The organism is Anaerofustis stercorihominis DSM 17244, from assembly GCF_000154825.1.
Classification (GTDB): domain Bacteria; phylum Bacillota; class Clostridia; order Eubacteriales; family Anaerofustaceae; genus Anaerofustis; species Anaerofustis stercorihominis.
In genome coordinates, this window is sequence record NZ_DS560019.1 from 1,030,297 (window position 1) to 1,046,854 (window position 16,558).

Consider the following 16,558-nt stretch of genomic DNA (forward strand, 5'->3'; position numbering starts at 1 on the left):
TGTAGAATTAAAATGTTATAATTAATAGAATTTAGGAGTAGAGGATATATGAAAAAAAAGAATGGACTGAAGATGTTATTTATCTTAGTCGCTGTAGCTTTTTGCTACTATGTTTTCATGTTCGGTCTGCCTGTAAGTAAGGTTATCGGGATTTATGATATAGATCCTATCAAAGATACTATCAATTACGGGCTTGATTTGACCGGAGGTGTCAATGTAGTACTTCAGGCTAAAGAAAGTGACGGAAATAAGATAAATGACGATACTTTAGATAAAGCTGTTGAAACCATAAGAACTCGTATCGACTCTCTTGGTGTAAAAGAACCGACTATATCAAAACAAGGTAATGATAAAATCAGAGTATCTATACCGGATGTTGAAGATCAGGAAGAAGCTTTGTCTATGATCGGTAAGACTGCGAAGTTGCAATTCGTGGGACCAGACGGGAAAGTAATCCTTGACGGTTCAAGTGTAAAGAGTGCAAAGTATGAAATCCAAAAGACTAATAACTATGTTGAAGAACCTGTAGTATCTTTGACATTTGATGATAAGGGTGCTAAAGCATTCGGCGACGCCACAAGTGCAAATATAGGTAAGGTTATTTCAATTGAGCTTGACGGAGAAAAGATTTCAACACCTACTGTTCAAAGTGCTATTACCGACGGTAAGTGTGTAATTACGGGAATGAAAGACGGCGAAGAAGCAACTAAACTTGCTACTTTAATCAAAGCGGGTTCCCTTCCCGTTGAACTGGAAGCTATAGAAATCAGAACTATCGGTCCGACTTTAGGTGCTGACTCTTTAAATAAGAGTTTAAAAGCAGGTGTTATAGGTGTAGGTCTAGTATTCTTGTTTATGATTATATTTTATCTTCTTCCGGGAGTTGTTGCCGATATATCACTTGCTATTTACATAGTGATTTATTTATTCTTGATGTCAGGTCTTGGAGTTACACTGACACTTCCGGGTATTGCCGGTATAATACTATCCATAGGTATGGCGGTTGACAGTAATGTAATCATATTTGAAAGAATGAAAGAAGAGCTTAGAAGCGGTAAGACAATAATGGGAGCAATTGAAGCAGGTTTCTCGAGAGCCTTGACATCTATTATCGATGCTAACATTACCACAATAATCGCAGGTTTGGTATTATTCTTCCTTGGTGCGGGAACTATAAAAGGATTTGCACTTACTCTTATGGTAGGGGTTGTTGTAAGTATGTTCACCGCAGTATTTGTTACAAAGAGATTAATGATTTTAGTCACTTCTTCCGATAAATTCAGTGACTTGAAATTATTTGGTATAAAGAACGTGGGAGGTAATGACAATGAATAATAATTTTAAAATTGATTTTGCCAAACACGCCAAAAAATATCTTATTATAGCATTGGTGCTTATAGTAGTGTCTCTCGGTTCGGTATTATTCAGAGGTTTAGATTTCGGTATAGATTTCAAAGGCGGGACTATCATAACAATGGAACTTAATCAAAAGTTTAATGTTGATGATGTAAAAGCTATTTCCAATAAGTATGACAGTAAAGCCGAAGTAACAACTTCAGGAGATAACGGAACTCAGGCTGTTATAAGTACAAGCAAAGACTTATCCGACAGTGAAAGAAAATCTTTATTTAATGATTTTAAATCCAAATATGATTTAAAAGAAAAAGATTTGCTTTCTATAGATAATGTATCCGGAACAGTAGGAGACGAACTTAGATCCATGGCGGTCAAAGCATGTATTATTGCTGTAATATGTATGCTTATATATATTACGTTCCGATTTGAATTTATGCAGGGATTATGTGCCATATTCTCACTAATATTTGATATGTGCATGGTGCTTGGAGTATTTTCGATATTCCAAATCCAGGTAAACTCATCGTTCATTGCAGCTATGCTTACTATACTTGGTTATTCAATAAACGATACTATCATAACTTTCGACAGGGTTAGGGAAAACAGTCCTAAAGTCAAAAGAGGCGATTATTACAGCCTTGTGAATGTAAGTATAAATCAGACAATGACCCGTTCGATCAATACGACACTTACCACTCTTTTAGCGGTAACTCCTTTATTGATATTCGGGACTACGTCCATTAAGGAATTTGTATTCCCAATGATGATTGGTTTTGTATCCGGGGTATTTTCTTCTATATGTGTAGCCGTTCCTGTTTGGTATATGATTAAAGAGAAACAAAAACTCAAAAATCCTGATAGGGTTCGTATGCCTGAGCGTAAGAAACCTAAAGCCATTGATGAAGATTTAATGGTTAATGTGGTTGATGACGTAAAAGAAGTAGAGGCTATAGTTAAAAGTGAAGAAGAAATCTTGCGAGAACAGGAAGAAAAGAAAGCTAGGCGAAAAGCAAGAAAAGAAAAGAAGAAAAAGAAGAAAAAAAGGTACAAAGATAAAAGAGGATTTATATATCCTCTTTTTTTATTTAATAAATTTATTTATCAGCTTTATTAAGAATAGACAAAAATTAAAATTTTTGATATAATATATTTAATATATTAGTTGAGCCTAACAAAGATGTTTTATAACTTTTGTTGGGCTTTTTTATAAAAAGGAGGTTTAGGATGACATTTTATTTATTAATTTCTGCTCTTGTTATAATACTTTGTCTTTTTTGTAATAAGCTTTCCAATAAAATAGGACTTCCCGCACTTCTTATATTCATTGGGATTGGTGTATTATTCGGAAGTGACGGGATTTTCAAAATTTATTTTGATGATTATAATTTTGCGGAGACGATTTGCAGTGTTGCTCTTATTTTTATAATGTTCTTCGGTGGATTTTGTACAAATTGGAATATAGCTAAGCCGGTCATAAATAAAGCTGTGAGTTTATCGACATTGGGTGTGATATTGACTGCTTTTTTAGTGGCATTATTTTCTACATATGTTTTTAAATTTGATTTTCTAACCGGACTGTTGATAGGCTCTTTGCTTAGCTCAACTGACGCTGCCAGTGTTTTTTCCATACTGAGGCTTCATAAACTCAATTTGAAAAACGGACTTGCTTCAATACTGGAAATCGAAAGCGGCAGCAATGACCCGTTTGCATTTATTATGACAATGCTTACCTTAACATTGATGGGGGTAGGAAGTCATGGTTCTATAATCACATTTATATTCAAAGAAGTTATTTTCGGACTTATTATTGGTGTGTTGATAGGTTTAGCCGGAATATATATTTTAAGTAAGGTGGATTTAAAAGGTGACGGACTTGATACTATATTCGTATTTGCTCTCGCACTAAGTGCATATGCTCTTCCTGTCACAATAGGAGGGAATGGATATTTAAGCGTATATATTTCCGGACTTATGCTTGGTAACAGCAATATAAAAAATAAGATATCTTTGGTACACTTCTTTAACGGTATCACAGGGCTTGCTCAAATGATAATATTTTTTATATTAGGACTTTTATCTTTTCCCAGCCAGCTTCCCGAAATATTTTTAACTGCACTTCTTATAATGTTATTCTTAACTTTTATTGCAAGACCGATAGTAGTATTTATTATCTTAAAACCTTTTAAAGTAAATATAAAAGAAATACTCTTTATCTCTTTTTCCGGACTTAGAGGGGCGGCCTCAATAGTTTTTGCCATTATTGTGATAGCCTCGGGAGCTAAATTAAGTATAGATATTTATCATATAGTATTTTTAGTAGCAATATTTTCAATTTTATTTCAGGGTACTCTTCTTCCTTATGTGGCTAAGAAACTGGATGTCGTGGATAACGAAGAGGATGTATTTAAGACTTTTACGGATTATAACGAAGTTACAGATATGGAACTGGTGCAAATAAAGGTTACTAGGGATACGGATTTCTTAAATAAAAAATTATGTGATTTAAGTCTTCCAAAGAAAATGCTTATAGTAATGATAAAAAGAGGCGAGGACTCCATTGTTCCAAATGGCAATACTATGCTTAGAGAAGGGGATATTATAATTTTTAATGCAAAACTTTATAATGATGATAATATTAAATTAAAAGAAGTTAAAGCTAAAGATAGACCTGAGTGGATCAATAAAAGTATAAGCGAAATAACCTTTAAAAATAAAAGAAGACTTATTGTAATGATCAAAAGAGGGGAAAAGACCGTTATCCCGAGGGGGAATACTAAAATCAGAAAGGACGATATTTTGGTATTAAGCGGTTTTGATGAATAAAAAGCTCCATTTCAGAGCTTTTTATTTGAAATAATCAAGTTTGTCTGATATTATCTTATGTGTTTTTTCTTTAGGTTCACCTCTTTTTATGATATCTTGTCCGTAATTATCTCTTAATTTATCCATTACCTCTTCGATTTTTTTCATCTTCTCATTTTCAATTTTTTCTTCTATTAAAGAAAGCTGATTTACTTCATCTTTATTGAGCCCGCCTACACTTATTCCAAGAAGTCTTATAGCATCATTGTTCCAAAATTCGTTGAATAGTTTAAATGCTTGTTCGTATATCGTATTGGTCGAGTTAGTAAAATATGGCAGTGTTCTTTGATGTGAATAAGAATGAAATAAATTATTTTTTATGGTTACTGTTATCGTATTTCCTTTTAAATCTTTTCTTCTGAGCCTCGTTCCTACACTGTCGCTTAAAGCAAGAAATACTTTTTTTACTTCATTTATATCTGTCGTGTCATTTTTAAGTGTGGTACTGTTTCCTATTGATTTTGTCTGTCTTGAAATTTCTACTTCACTTTCATCTATTCCATGAGAATAGTTATATAACATTGTTCCCTGAGCTTTTTTAAAATTACTTATTAAAAATCCCATAGAACATTTATTTAAATCTCCTATAGTTTTTATTCCCAAACTGTTTAATTTTTCTTTTGTTTTTCTTCCTACCATAAACAGTTCATTGATAGTAAGAGGAAGCATTTTTTCTTCTATTTCTTCGGGAAAGAGAGTGATTACTTTATCGGGCTTTTTTAAATCTCCTGCCATTTTTGCAAGGAGTTTATTATTTGAAATTCCTATGTTAACGGTAAATCCAAGTTCTCTTTTTATCCTTTCTTTTATTTCATATGCAGCTTTGATCGGTTCTCCGAATAATTTTTGGCTGGAGGTATAATCAAGAAAGCATTCGTCTATGGAATATCTTTCTATTGTATCGGAATATTCACTAAGTAAATCAAATAATTTATTTGAATACATCCTATATATTTTGAAGTTAGGCTTTACTATTAAAAGGTTGGGACATTTTTTTCTTGCTTCGAATAGACTTTCTCCGGTCCTTACGCCATATTTCTTAGCTTTTTGTGATTTTGCCAGAACTACACCTTTTCTTTTTGCTTCATCGCCGCCCACAGCACTTGGGATACTTCTTAGGTCAACCTCTTTATTTCCCATTTTTTTATTATATGCAGCCTGCCATGATAAAAAAGCTGAATTAACATCAATATGAAATATAATTCTCCCCATTTTTTTTAACATTCCTTTCGTATAATAAAAAATATAACATAAAATATAGCAAAAATCAAACATACGTTCTTTAATCTGTATGTATTATATAAAATTAACAAAGATTAGTATTGGTTAATATCTATATTTTAGTTGACTTAATAATAAGTGCAGTTGTATAATTTAAAGGTAGCAAAAGCTAACTGAAATTGGTGAGGGATAATATGACTTTAGATGAACTGAAGATCGGTCAAAAAGCAATTATTAAAAGTACCGGCGGTGAGCCCGCAATAAGAAGGAGACTTTTGGATATCGGATTGATTCCGAAGACCAAGGTTTTTATAAGAAAGGTTGCACCTCTTGGTGATCCTATTGAAATAAATTTAAGAGGTTTTGAACTTACTCTTCGAAAAGATGATGCAAATAAAATAGAAGTTGAGGTGATTTAAATGGAAAAAACCTTTGCTTTAGTGGGTAATCAAAACTGCGGTAAGACAACTTTATTTAATGCTTTAACCGGGAGTAATGCACATGTAGGTAATTTCCCGGGGGTAACTGTAGATAAAAAAGAAGGACCTATAAAAGGTCATGAAAATATAAATTTGGTAGACCTTCCCGGTATATATTCACTTTCTCCGTATACGAGTGAGGAAGTCGTAACCAGAGACTTTTTAATGAAAGATAAGCCGGATCTGATTATAAATATAATCGATGCAACCAATATAGAAAGAAATCTATATTTAACTTTACAATTACTAGAACTTAATATTCCCATGGTAATCGCACTTAGTATGATGGACGAGGTTATTGCCTGCGGAAACAGTATCGATATTGATAAAATAGCAGATACTCTGAATGTAGACTGCATACCCATTCAAGCAGCAAAAAATCAGGGTACGGAAGAGTTGGTTGCCGTAGCGGAAGATTTGATTACAGAAAATTCTTTTAGAGGCAAGATCGACTTTTGTAGCGGATATATACATAAGGCAATTCATTCAATATCTCATATAATAGAAGCTAATGCGGAAGAAAAACATCTTCCAGTCAGGTTTTGTGTTTCTAAAATAGTAGAGGGTGATACTCTGCTTGAAGAACAGCTTGAACTTAGTGAAGCGGATAAAGATATAATAGGGCATATCGTTCAAGAAATGGAAGATTCCGTAGGTTTGGACAGAGAAGCGGCAATTGCGGAAATGAGATATGAATATATTGAAACACTATGTAAAGACAGCGTACATAAAATAGCACATACCAAAGAACATATACAAAGCGTTAAGATAGATACTGTTCTTACAAATAAATATTTTGCTCTGCCTATTTTTATACTTATTATGGGGGCGATCTTTTATTTGACATTCGGTGTTATTGGCGCATTTTTAAGCGATGCTTTTGAATTGTTGTTGGAAAATTTTAAGTTGGTTCTCGATATGGGGCTTACGGCACTTAAAATAAATCCTACACTTCATTCTTTGGTTACGGACGGGATTTACAGTGGTGTATCCATAGTATTATCTTTCCTTCCGATAATCGTAACATTATTCTTCTTTTTATCTCTTCTTGAGGACAGCGGATATATGGCAAGGATTGCGTTTATAATGGACAAGCCTCTCAGAAGGATAGGTCTTAGCGGAAAGAGTTTTGTTCCTATGCTTATAGGTTTCGGATGTTCCGTTCCGGGTATAATGGCAACAAGAACTCTTAACAGTTCCAGAGACAGGAAGATGACGGTACTGCTTACTCCTTTTATGTCATGCAGTGCGAAACTTCCTATATATACTGTTTTTGCGGCAGCTTTTTTCAATGATAATCTGCCTTTGGTAATGATTTGTTTTTATCTGCTTGGTATATTTACCGCGGTATTATCCGGTTTTTTGCTTAAGAATAGTATTTTTAAAGGAGAGGCTATGCCTTTTGTTATGGAACTTCCTCCTTATAGACTACCTTCGATCAAGTCACTGACAAGGCTTAGCTATGAAAAAGCGAAAGATTTTATCACTAAGGCCTTTACGATTATTTTTGTAGCAAGTGTACTTATTTGGTTCTTGGAAAACTTTGACTTTAGGTTTAATATGGTCGCAAATCCGGCGTCAAGTATGCTGGCGTCAATAGGAACATATTTGGCAGTGATATTCAAGCCTCTCGGGTTTGGTGAGTGGAAGTTTGTTACGGCGTTAATTGCAGGGTTCAGTGCAAAAGAGGTAGTTGTAAGTACTTTGGCTATTTTGACGGGAAGTACATTAAATACGCTTCCTGCGGTATTGTCATCAATGCTTAGTCTTCCTGCCGCGATATCATTTTTAACATTTACACTTTTGTATATGCCTTGTGCGGCGGCATTTGCGGCGGCAAAAAGAGAAATAGGTTCTTTTAAAGGGGCAATATTCACTGCAATGTACCAAACGGGAATAGCATATGTAATGGCATTTATAGTTTATAACATCGCGAAATTAATTTTATAGAATATATTAAAAAGGAGATGAAATGAATAAATTTTATCTCTTTTTTTATTGTTTGTTAGGGGCACTACGCCTCACTGCGTGAGATACCGCGCCCCTAATAAACTCTTTATATCTTAATTTGTTTAATAATGCGAATTTATTATTCTTTAATCTTTTTTATTCAAAATTATTACGCTTTTTATCAAACAATAAAATAATCTATAAAAGTTTTAAAAACAGTAAAAACACCTAAAAAAACTATAAAAAGGTGTACTTTTTGTAACTTGGATAAAAAATCTGTAATATATGGATTTTATTACAAATAATCTTTTATATGTAATAATAATATATCAATATATGTGATTTCTAATATTATTACAATACATTTTAAATATAACATAAATGTCACAAAAAGTACGATTATTGATATTATTGTCGAAAAATAAAGGGGAGTTAGAAATGAAGAGCAAGAGACTTTTAGCGGTAATGCTGAGCGGGTTTATGGTGTTAGGAAGCATGACACCTGTGTTTGCCGAAGAAGTAAAGAATGAAAACACGAATGATAATGCTGTAGTAAGCGAAGAACAACAGGTAACTGACGTAAATAACAGTGAGGAAGTCAAAGATAACGAAAAAGCTGTTATAACAAATAAAGATAAAACCGCAGAAGATGAAAAGAAATCTGATGAAAGTACTTCTTCAAATGAGACTTCAAAATCTGTTAAGTCGACTTCAAAGACAGCCAAAGCTGTTGTAGAAAATAAAACAGATGAAACAACCGGACTTGAGTTCAGTTATGATGAGGATACAAATAAAGCTACGATTACCGGTATCGGGTCTTTTTCCGGTGATGTCCTTGAAATCCCAAAGAAGGTAAAGGCTTCCGATACGGGAGAATATGAAGTAACGGCTATAGGTGAAGCGGCTTTCTCTGGCGAAAGTCTTACAAGTGTTGAAATCCCGAATAACGTTATATCTATAGGGGCGTCTGCATTTAATAATTGTACAAGCTTAACTGCATGTACTTTTGAAAAAGGCAGCAAGTTAACATCTATATCTATTTACACATTTTATAATTGTAACAAACTGGAAGAAATTATTATACCAAATTCAGTGATGGGAATATCATACTATGCTTTTTCATTGTGTTCATCATTAACTAAATGTATTTTTGAAAAAGATAGTTCTTTAAGGGCTATAACTGAACATGCATTTGAAGGTTCGGGGCTAAAAAGTATTGAAATACCTAAGTCTGTTATATCACTAGAGTCTAATGTATTTAAAGATTGTACAGACTTGACTTCATGTACATTTGAAAACGGAATTAATTTAACTGAAATTAAAGAAAGCACATTTGAAAATTCGGGACTTAATAGTTTTAAAATACCGAAAACTGTTGAGACGATTCAGAGTGATGTCTTTAAGGACTGTACTAATTTAACTTCTATTGACAGTGAAGAGGGAAGTGTTTTGAAAGATATATATGACTGTGTATGTGGAGATACAAATTTAAAGACTATAAGACTTACAAGTGATATTCTTAATGCTGTAAATATCGGATATTTAAATGACACTGGTGACTTTATTCATGGGGTGAAATTTATCGGACACAGCGGGAATATTGATGATGATCCCAGTCCATTATATAGATGGTTTAGGTCAGGGAAAGATGATGGTGACGGTTCATGGGAATTTTCAAGCGAAGGTGTATGTCACGGAACCAGCGAAGTTACCGAAACTAAGGTCGAGCCTACGTGTGCAAACGCGGGAAGCATCACTTACTCTGCGGGAACTTGTGCATGCGGGAATGAAGTAAGCGATGAAGTTACATTAGAAATTCCTGCAACGGGAAATCATACATTTGATAAAACTGTGGTAGATAAAACTGCAACTTGTTCCGAAAAGGGTAAAGAGCATAAAATATGCAGTGTATGCAATGATATCGACTATGATTCATATAAGGATATAGATATGATACCTCATATATTTGATAAAACAGTCGTTGATAAAGCTGCAACATGTGCTGAAGAAGGAAGCAATCATGTGGAATGCAGTGTATGTAACACTAAAAAAGAAAACTCAGATGAAACGATAGGAGTTATCCCTCATAAATTTGATAAAGAAGTGGTAGACAAAGAAGCTACATATACAGAAGAAGGAAGTAAGCATACGGAATGCAGGGTTTGCGGGACTAAAAAAGAAGGTTCTGATGTCGTTATCCAAAAATTAGTTAAAAAGGATGAAAGTAATAACAATAATAACAACGGTGACTCCACATCAAATGGAAGTACCGTTACAAATACAGGAAGTGATAAGACATCTGTAAATAATCCTCAGACTTCTGATGAAATGAATATGGTTTTATACGTCCTATTGGGACTTGTGTCTTTGGGTGCAGTAGGGACCGTAGGATATAAAATCAAGAAAAGGAATATTTAATTAGTTTGTATTAAAAATAAAAATATTGATTGAAAATAAAATATACAATGACCTTGAGGATAAAAATTTTCAGATAGTTTTTATTCAATATAAGATGAAAATAGATAATTAATCAGATAAAAATATAAAAGAAATATTCAATCAACTTAGGTAAAAAAATATATCTGAGTTAGGAATATAAAAATAAATATGTACATATTTATTAAAAAAAGTTACCCGGATGATTTCACTCAGCAGAAATCATCTTGATATAAAGGTAAGATTTAAAACACCAATACTAAAAAAGACCCTACCCCGATGGGTCTTTTTTAGTTCGATGTTTGTTAAAATTTATAATTTATGGTATAATTATTAGCTGAAAATAGAAAAAATCCCTAGCACGAGGTTTACATATGAAATCGAAACTAAAGTCCAAATTGAATATATTGCTAATAATATTGATAGGAATATTTGTGGTTGGATGTCTTGCTCAGGTATATTCGACGAATACCTTTTATAAAATGGATAAAGTCAATTACTATAATATCGATGAGTTAAAAATATCTGCAAAATATCACCGCGGAACTAAAGACATGGGTGTATTTATTGTCAATGATTTAAATCAAAATGCGAAAGATACATGGTTTATGGTAGAAGAGTTTGCAAAACTCGGATATCATGTATATGTCTTTGATTTGCCGAGTCAGGGACATACAAAAGGCAGCGTTGAGTTTGGATATAAACAAAGTGAATATCTTGCAGAACAGTATTATACCGGAGTAGTTGCTTTTTCTCAGCTTGCAAAATTAAATGAAGAAAATATACATATTATCGCAAGCGGTGTTTCTGCGAGAACGGCTCTTCAAACCGCGACAAAAGGATTTTTTGATCCAAAAGATTTAACACTTATTTCAACACAAACAAATATTTTAGATAAACTTGATTTGGATGTAATTAACTTCGTTAAAGAAGAAGATGTTAAATTCATGAAGGATTTGAGTGCGTCAAATCCGGGAGAAAATATACATTTGATTACTTCTAACTTAAATAATAAATCCAGTGTAGCAGAAAATGAAGCTCTGAAACAAAGGCTTGAACAGGGTTCAACAGGTGCTGTCAATGAGAATGAAGTCACTCTTTCCGTTGTAAAAAATGTTCTTCCTATAAATGAAATTGAAAATAAAAGTGTTATTGACGAAACCGTAAGTTATATAGCATCAAGAGACGGATATCAATATATGCCAAATATGTTTTTGACAGTAAAAAGTTTTATGAGTGTATTCTTGAGCCTATTGGCACTTGCGATTATAATTCTTGCTTATAAAATCAAAGGTAAAGATTATTATAAAGAAAAAGGAAGTATTCCTTTCAATAAGGAATTTGTGATATCTAAACTTCTTGCAGTATTGCCTGCGGGCATCTTGGTATTCCTTCTTCCAGTTGCAATATACTTTTTGGCTAGTCCTATTATTGCCGTTCCGTATTTTGTTCTTGTTAAAATATCATTGATATCATGTTATGGAATAGTAATATTTTATTTATACTATAGGACTACGATTGCAAATGATATAGGAAGTCAAATATTTTATAAGGATCCTAAGGATAATGTAAAAGGCGGATTAGTTGTTACGGGATTGGTTCTTGTAATGTTATATCTGCTTTCCGTGTCGGGAAATAATATAGTCTTTAATGTATTCTCAATGAAGACACTTTGGCTTATAGTATTTAGTATATTTGCTTATTTTATATTTTATATAGAAGAGAGAGAAAAAGAAGTTATGATCGCTTCCCAGCTTCAAAGATTTATGATGTCATCATTCAACTTTTTGGTCATTTTGATAGTTGCCATAATACTTTTGATTATGGGACAATTTGTTTTGGCACTTGATTTTGTGGGGCTTGGATTTGACATTGTATTTGTGCTTGCTGTAGGAAAACTTTTAAAAGCCGTTAATTCTCCTACAAGGTTCAATGCATTGGTTCAGTCGGCCATCCTTTGCGGACTTATGTTAGCTCAAACAGTTTTATTTTTCTAATAAAAGATTTAAATGCTGTCGTATGGCAGCATTTTTTTTATATAAAATTTGTAGAATTTTCTTAATGATACTGAGTATTATTAAGATGTGATTTTTAATGATTTATTAATATTTTTTATCTGATTTGGATAAAAAAGTATTTACTTTAAATTAAATTAAGTATATAATACGTAAATACTTTGAATATCAAAGAATTTAGGAGGACTATATTTATGTTAGAAGATATTAAAAAAGTGTTGGTAGATGCATTGGATATTGATGAAAATCTTATTACTCCTGATGCGAGATTAAAAGAAGATTTAGATATCGACTCACTTGCAGCAGTGGAATTATCATTAGAACTTGAAACTGAATTCGACGTTCAAATCGAAGACGAAGAATTGGAAAAATTAGTAACAGTACAAGATATTATTGATATAATAAAAGAAAAACAAGCATAGATTACATATTTTTAAACTTTAAGCGGGCTTATATTAAGCCCTTTTATATTTTTTATACGAATTTATACAATTTATTAGTTTGATAATCAAAGTAATTTGGTTGTCTGTTTTATAGGAAATTTCAGGTACAGATTTATTAAACAATCAATCAGTACTTTATATATAATTGATTAAAGCCGAAAGCTTTGATTAAAGGAGGGTATTTTGGATACTAAAATAATAAAACAAGTTATAGATATATTTGAACATTCGGATGTTCATAAACTGGAAGTAGAAGATAAAGATATAAAGATAAAACTTGAAAAAGAAAATCATAATATCGTTACATCTATTCCTTTTGATAGTTATAAACAAAGTCCGGCTGTTGTTCAAAACAATAGTGCGGATTTAGAAAAAAAGGTGAATGTGAAAGAAAAAGAAGACGATAAAGGGAATTGGGTCAAATCTCCTTTGGTCGGTACTTTTTATTCAAGACCAAACGAAAATGCAAATGAATACGTAAGCGTAGGTGAAAGCATTAAAAAAGGCGATACCATTTGTATTATCGAAGCTATGAAAGTCATGAATGAAATAAAGGCACCATCTTCTGGAACAGTTTTAAAGGTTAATAAAACAGACGGAGAAATGGTTCAATTCGACGATAATCTTGTTTTAATAGGTGAGTAAATGATTAAGAAAGTTTTGATCGTAAACAGAGGTGAAATTGCAGTAAGGATCATCAGGACATGCAAAGAGATGGGTATTAAAACCGTGGCGGTTTATTCTACCGCAGATAAAGATTCTCTTCATGTCCAAATAGCGGATGAGGCGGTTTGTATAGGACCTGCAAAAGTTAATGACAGTTACTTGAATATGAGTAATATAATCGAAGCTGCGTGTTCCTCAGGTGCCGATGCAGTACATCCCGGTTTTGGCTTTTTAAGTGAAAATCCTAAATTTGCAAGGCTTGTTATAGGGTGCGGGCTTATCTTTATAGGACCAAATCCCGATGTGATAGAAAAGCTGGGAAATAAAAGCGAAGCAAGAAAAATGATGATCGAAGCCGGAGTGCCTGTCGTACCCGGTTCCAAAGAAATAATAAAAACCGCCGATGAAGGAATTAAACTTGCCAAGGAAATTTCTTACCCCGTAATTATAAAAGCCAGCAATGGCGGCGGGGGTAGAGGAATGAGGATAGTAAGGAGCGAAGAAGAGTTTGAAGACAACTTCAATAATGCCGTAAGCGAGGCTAAGGCTTGCTTCGGAGACAGCGATGTATATCTGGAAAAGTATATTGAAAATCCCAAACATATCGAAATACAGCTTCTCGGTGATAAACACGGAAACGTAATTCATTTGTTTGAAAGAGACTGCTCTTTTCAAAGAAGAAATCAAAAGCTTATAGAAGAAGCTCCCTGTCATGTTTTAGATGATAATATAAGAAAGTCAATGATAACTGATGCCGTAAAAGCATGCCGTCATGTGGGCTATGACAGTGTAGGTACGATTGAATTTTTGCTTGATAAAAGCGGTAAGTATTATTTCATGGAAATGAATACGAGAATTCAAGTTGAACATCCTATTTCCGAAATGATAAGCGGTGTTGATATAGTTAAACATCAAATCAAAGTTGCAGGCGGACAAAAATTATCTCTTAAGCAAGAAGATATAAAATGTAACGGCTATGCAATGGAGTGCAGGATAAATGCGGAAGACATGGAAAGAGATTTTGCTCCCTCACCCGGGAAGATAAAATTTTTACATCTTCCGGGAGGCAGAGGTATAAGGATAGACAGTGCCGTTTATACGGGATATGAAATACCGCCTTATTACGATTCGATGATACTCAAGCTTATTACATTTGCACCAACCAGGTTGGAGTGTATAAAGAAAATGAGAGTAGCTCTTGAAGAGCTGATAATAGACGGAGTAAAAACTAATATAGAATTTCATTATTTGACGCTTCATAATAAAACTTTTATTGAAGGTAATTATGATACCGGATTTTTTGATAGGTTTATAAAGGAGTTGGAAGAACAAAGTGGAGAACTTATTTAAAAAAAGACAGGAAAGACTTGAACTTTTTAAATCAAGAAGAATAAGGACCAATAAAGATTTAACAAAAAAAGAGGTTCCCGAAAATTTAATAAAAAACTGTGAAGTATGTCATAAAAATGTTCCATACGAAGATATGATGAATAATCTCTATGTATGTCCTAACTGTTCTCATCATTTAAAGATAAGTGCAAGAGAAAGGATAAGACAGCTTACTGATAAATCTACATTCAGAGAACTTGATAAGAACTTAGAAAGCTCTAATGAAGATGATTTTCCGGGATATACAAAGAAACTCGATAAGAGTAAAAAATCTACGGGACTTCATGAAGCTGTAGTTACCGGAGTCGGAAGGATAAACGGAGAAAAAATAGCCCTTGCGGTCATGGACAGTAACTTCATGATGGGAAGCATGGGGCAAATCGTGGGTGAAAAAATCACGAGAATAACCGAGTATGCGACTAGAAGGAGACTTCCTCTCCTTATCAGCTGTACCAGCGGAGGAGCAAGGATGCAGGAGGGTATAATGTCTTTAATGCAGATGGCTAAGACGAGTGCCGCACTTAAAAAGTTCAGTGACGAAGGCGGATTTTATATTTCTCTTCTCACTCATCCGACGACGGGAGGAGTAAGCGCATCATTTGCTATGCTCGGAGATATCATAATTTCAGAGCCAAATGCTCTTGTAGGTTTTGCAGGAAAAAGAGTTATAGAGAATACTATTAATGAGACGCTTCCTAAGGAATTTCAAAGAGCGGAATTTCTATTAGAAAAAGGTTTTATAGACATGGTTGTAGACAGAACCGAAATGAAAAAGACTATATATGAACTTATAATGCTTCATAAAGGAGTAAGTTTATGAAAATAAAAGAATGTGAAATAAAAATCAGGACTTTGGAAGCGGAAAAAGCTGGTTTGAATATTGACGAAAGTCAAAGATATGATGAAATAAACAAGGAAATCATGGAGCTTAAAAAAGAGGCTTATTCAAATCTGGAACCATGGGACAGGGTATATCTTGCAAGGCATCAGGACAGACCCAAGGCTTCGGATTATATCTCTTTGCTGATAGATGATTTTTACGAACTTCACGGAGACAGGTGTTACGGTGATGACAATGCTTTGATCGGAGGGATAGGAACTTTTAAGGGTATTCCCGTCACTGTACTTGCTCAGGCAAAGGGTAAAACTTTGGAAGAAAATCTAAAGAGAAACTTTGGGATGATGAACCCCGAAGGGTACAGAAAAGCCCTAAGACTTGCAAAAGAAGCTGAAAAGTTTCACAGACCGATAATAAATATAGTAGATACCGCGGGGGCTTATCCGGGAAAAGGCGCTGAAGAAAGAGGACAGGCAGAAGCTATTGCCAAATGTCTATACGAATTTTCAAACCTTAAGACACCTGTCATAAGCGTTGTTATTTCGGAAGGCGGAAGCGGAGGCGCTCTTGCACTGAGCGTTGCCGATAGGATAGTGATGCTTGAAAATGCAATATATTCTGTCCTTTCTCCCGAAGGTTTTGCGAGCATACTATGGAAAGATGAGAGCAGAGCCGAAGAGGCGAGCAAGTATATGAGACTCACCTCTTATGATCTATATGAAAAAGGTATCATTGACCATATAATAAAAGAGCCTGCCGGAGGTGCTCAAAACGGTCTTGAATATGTGGTAGCACAAATTGCGGTTTATATAGAAACCGAACTTAAGGAGCTTATTCAAAAAAAGGATAGACTGCTTATTAGAGAAAGATTTTTAAAATATCGTAAAATAGGAATGATTTAAA

Annotated in this window: 13 protein-coding genes; 12 read left to right on the plus strand and 1 reads right to left on the minus strand. The window is 33.7% G+C overall.

What is annotated here, in order from left to right; translation table 11 throughout:
- Positions 1-48: 48 nt before the first annotated feature.
- The 3 genes from secD to ANASTE_RS09740 all read left to right on the plus strand — a co-directional run bounded on the left by secD (position 49) and on the right by ANASTE_RS09740 (position 4,179).
- Positions 49-1,335 (plus strand): protein translocase subunit SecD, encoded by a 1,287-nt coding sequence (gene secD, locus ANASTE_RS09730; RefSeq protein ID WP_007050847.1) that lies wholly within the window; start codon positions 49-51, stop codon positions 1,333-1,335.
- Entirely contained in the window at positions 1,328-2,470 is a 1,143-nt protein-coding gene (secF, locus tag ANASTE_RS09735) for a protein translocase subunit SecF (RefSeq protein ID WP_148344980.1), read from the plus strand. Before secD ends, secF begins: the two co-directional genes overlap by 8 nt.
- Positions 2,471-2,580: 110 nt before the next feature.
- Positions 2,581-4,179 (plus strand): potassium/proton antiporter, encoded by a 1,599-nt coding sequence (locus ANASTE_RS09740; RefSeq protein WP_007050849.1) that lies wholly within the window; start codon positions 2,581-2,583, stop codon positions 4,177-4,179.
- Positions 4,180-4,200: 21 nt separating this feature from the next.
- On the opposite strand, the gene ANASTE_RS09745 is transcribed toward ANASTE_RS09740, so the two are convergent.
- Positions 4,201-5,493, minus strand: a complete 1,293-nt coding sequence (locus tag ANASTE_RS09745; protein ID WP_412686438.1) for a Y-family DNA polymerase — start codon at positions 5,491-5,493, stop codon at positions 4,201-4,203.
- Between the two features lie 140 nt (positions 5,494-5,633).
- Here ANASTE_RS09745 and ANASTE_RS09750 point away from each other — a divergent pair, with 140 nt between their 5' ends.
- The 9 genes from ANASTE_RS09750 (at position 5,634) to ANASTE_RS09790 (ending at position 16,557) form a co-directional block, all read left to right on the plus strand.
- Positions 5,634-5,858: a FeoA family protein gene (locus ANASTE_RS09750; RefSeq protein ID WP_007050851.1), complete on the plus strand. Its 225-nt coding sequence runs from the start codon at positions 5,634-5,636 to the stop codon at positions 5,856-5,858.
- Positions 5,859-7,868 carry a ferrous iron transport protein B gene (gene feoB / locus ANASTE_RS09755; RefSeq protein ID WP_007050852.1) on the plus strand — a complete coding sequence of 670 codons (2,010 nt, stop codon included), beginning with the start codon at positions 5,859-5,861 and terminating at the stop codon, positions 7,866-7,868.
- 438 nt (positions 7,869-8,306) lie between these two features.
- A complete protein-coding gene (locus tag ANASTE_RS11540) occupies positions 8,307-10,286 on the plus strand; it encodes a leucine-rich repeat protein (protein ID WP_052294612.1) in 1,980 nt (659 codons plus the stop codon).
- Positions 10,287-10,678: 392 nt separating this feature from the next.
- On the plus strand, positions 10,679-12,301 hold the full coding sequence (locus ANASTE_RS09765) for a hypothetical protein (protein WP_007050854.1): 1,623 nt from the start codon (positions 10,679-10,681) through the stop codon (positions 12,299-12,301).
- A 212-nt stretch (positions 12,302-12,513) separates the two neighbouring features.
- Entirely contained in the window at positions 12,514-12,741 is a 228-nt protein-coding gene (locus tag ANASTE_RS09770; RefSeq protein WP_007050855.1) for an acyl carrier protein, read from the plus strand.
- A 204-nt stretch (positions 12,742-12,945) separates the two neighbouring features.
- Positions 12,946-13,407, plus strand: a complete 462-nt coding sequence (gene accB, locus ANASTE_RS09775; protein WP_007050856.1) for an acetyl-CoA carboxylase biotin carboxyl carrier protein — start codon at positions 12,946-12,948, stop codon at positions 13,405-13,407.
- A complete protein-coding gene (locus ANASTE_RS09780) occupies positions 13,408-14,778 on the plus strand; it encodes an acetyl-CoA carboxylase biotin carboxylase subunit (RefSeq protein WP_007050857.1) in 1,371 nt (456 codons plus the stop codon).
- On the plus strand, positions 14,762-15,637 hold the full coding sequence (accD, locus tag ANASTE_RS09785; RefSeq protein ID WP_007050858.1) for an acetyl-CoA carboxylase, carboxyltransferase subunit beta: 876 nt from the start codon (positions 14,762-14,764) through the stop codon (positions 15,635-15,637). Before ANASTE_RS09780 ends, accD begins: the two co-directional genes overlap by 17 nt.
- Positions 15,634-16,557, plus strand: coding sequence for an acetyl-CoA carboxylase carboxyltransferase subunit alpha (locus ANASTE_RS09790; protein ID WP_007050859.1), 924 nt, complete (start codon positions 15,634-15,636; stop codon positions 16,555-16,557). Before accD ends, ANASTE_RS09790 begins: the two co-directional genes overlap by 4 nt.
- Position 16,558 lies beyond the last annotated feature (1 nt).

Excerpts from the sequence above, each read along its gene's own strand:
- secD (WP_007050847.1), top strand. The coding sequence starts at position 49 with ATGAAAAAAAAGAATGGACTGAAGATGTTATTTATCTTAGTCGCTGTA.
- secF (WP_148344980.1), top strand. The coding sequence starts at position 1,328 with ATGAATAATAATTTTAAAATTGATTTTGCCAAACACGCCAAAAAATAT.
- ANASTE_RS09740 (WP_007050849.1), top strand. The coding sequence starts at position 2,581 with ATGACATTTTATTTATTAATTTCTGCTCTTGTTATAATACTTTGTCTT.
- ANASTE_RS09745 (WP_412686438.1), bottom strand. The coding sequence starts at position 5,493 with ATGTTTGATTTTTGCTATATTTTATGTTATATTTTTTATTATACGAAA.
- ANASTE_RS09750 (WP_007050851.1), top strand. The coding sequence starts at position 5,634 with ATGACTTTAGATGAACTGAAGATCGGTCAAAAAGCAATTATTAAAAGT.
- feoB (WP_007050852.1), top strand. The coding sequence starts at position 5,859 with ATGGAAAAAACCTTTGCTTTAGTGGGTAATCAAAACTGCGGTAAGACA.
- ANASTE_RS11540 (WP_052294612.1), top strand. The coding sequence starts at position 8,307 with ATGAAGAGCAAGAGACTTTTAGCGGTAATGCTGAGCGGGTTTATGGTG.
- ANASTE_RS09765 (WP_007050854.1), top strand. The coding sequence starts at position 10,679 with ATGAAATCGAAACTAAAGTCCAAATTGAATATATTGCTAATAATATTG.
- ANASTE_RS09770 (WP_007050855.1), top strand. The coding sequence starts at position 12,514 with ATGTTAGAAGATATTAAAAAAGTGTTGGTAGATGCATTGGATATTGAT.
- ANASTE_RS09780 (WP_007050857.1), top strand. The coding sequence starts at position 13,408 with ATGATTAAGAAAGTTTTGATCGTAAACAGAGGTGAAATTGCAGTAAGG.
- ANASTE_RS09790 (WP_007050859.1), top strand. The coding sequence starts at position 15,634 with ATGAAAATAAAAGAATGTGAAATAAAAATCAGGACTTTGGAAGCGGAA.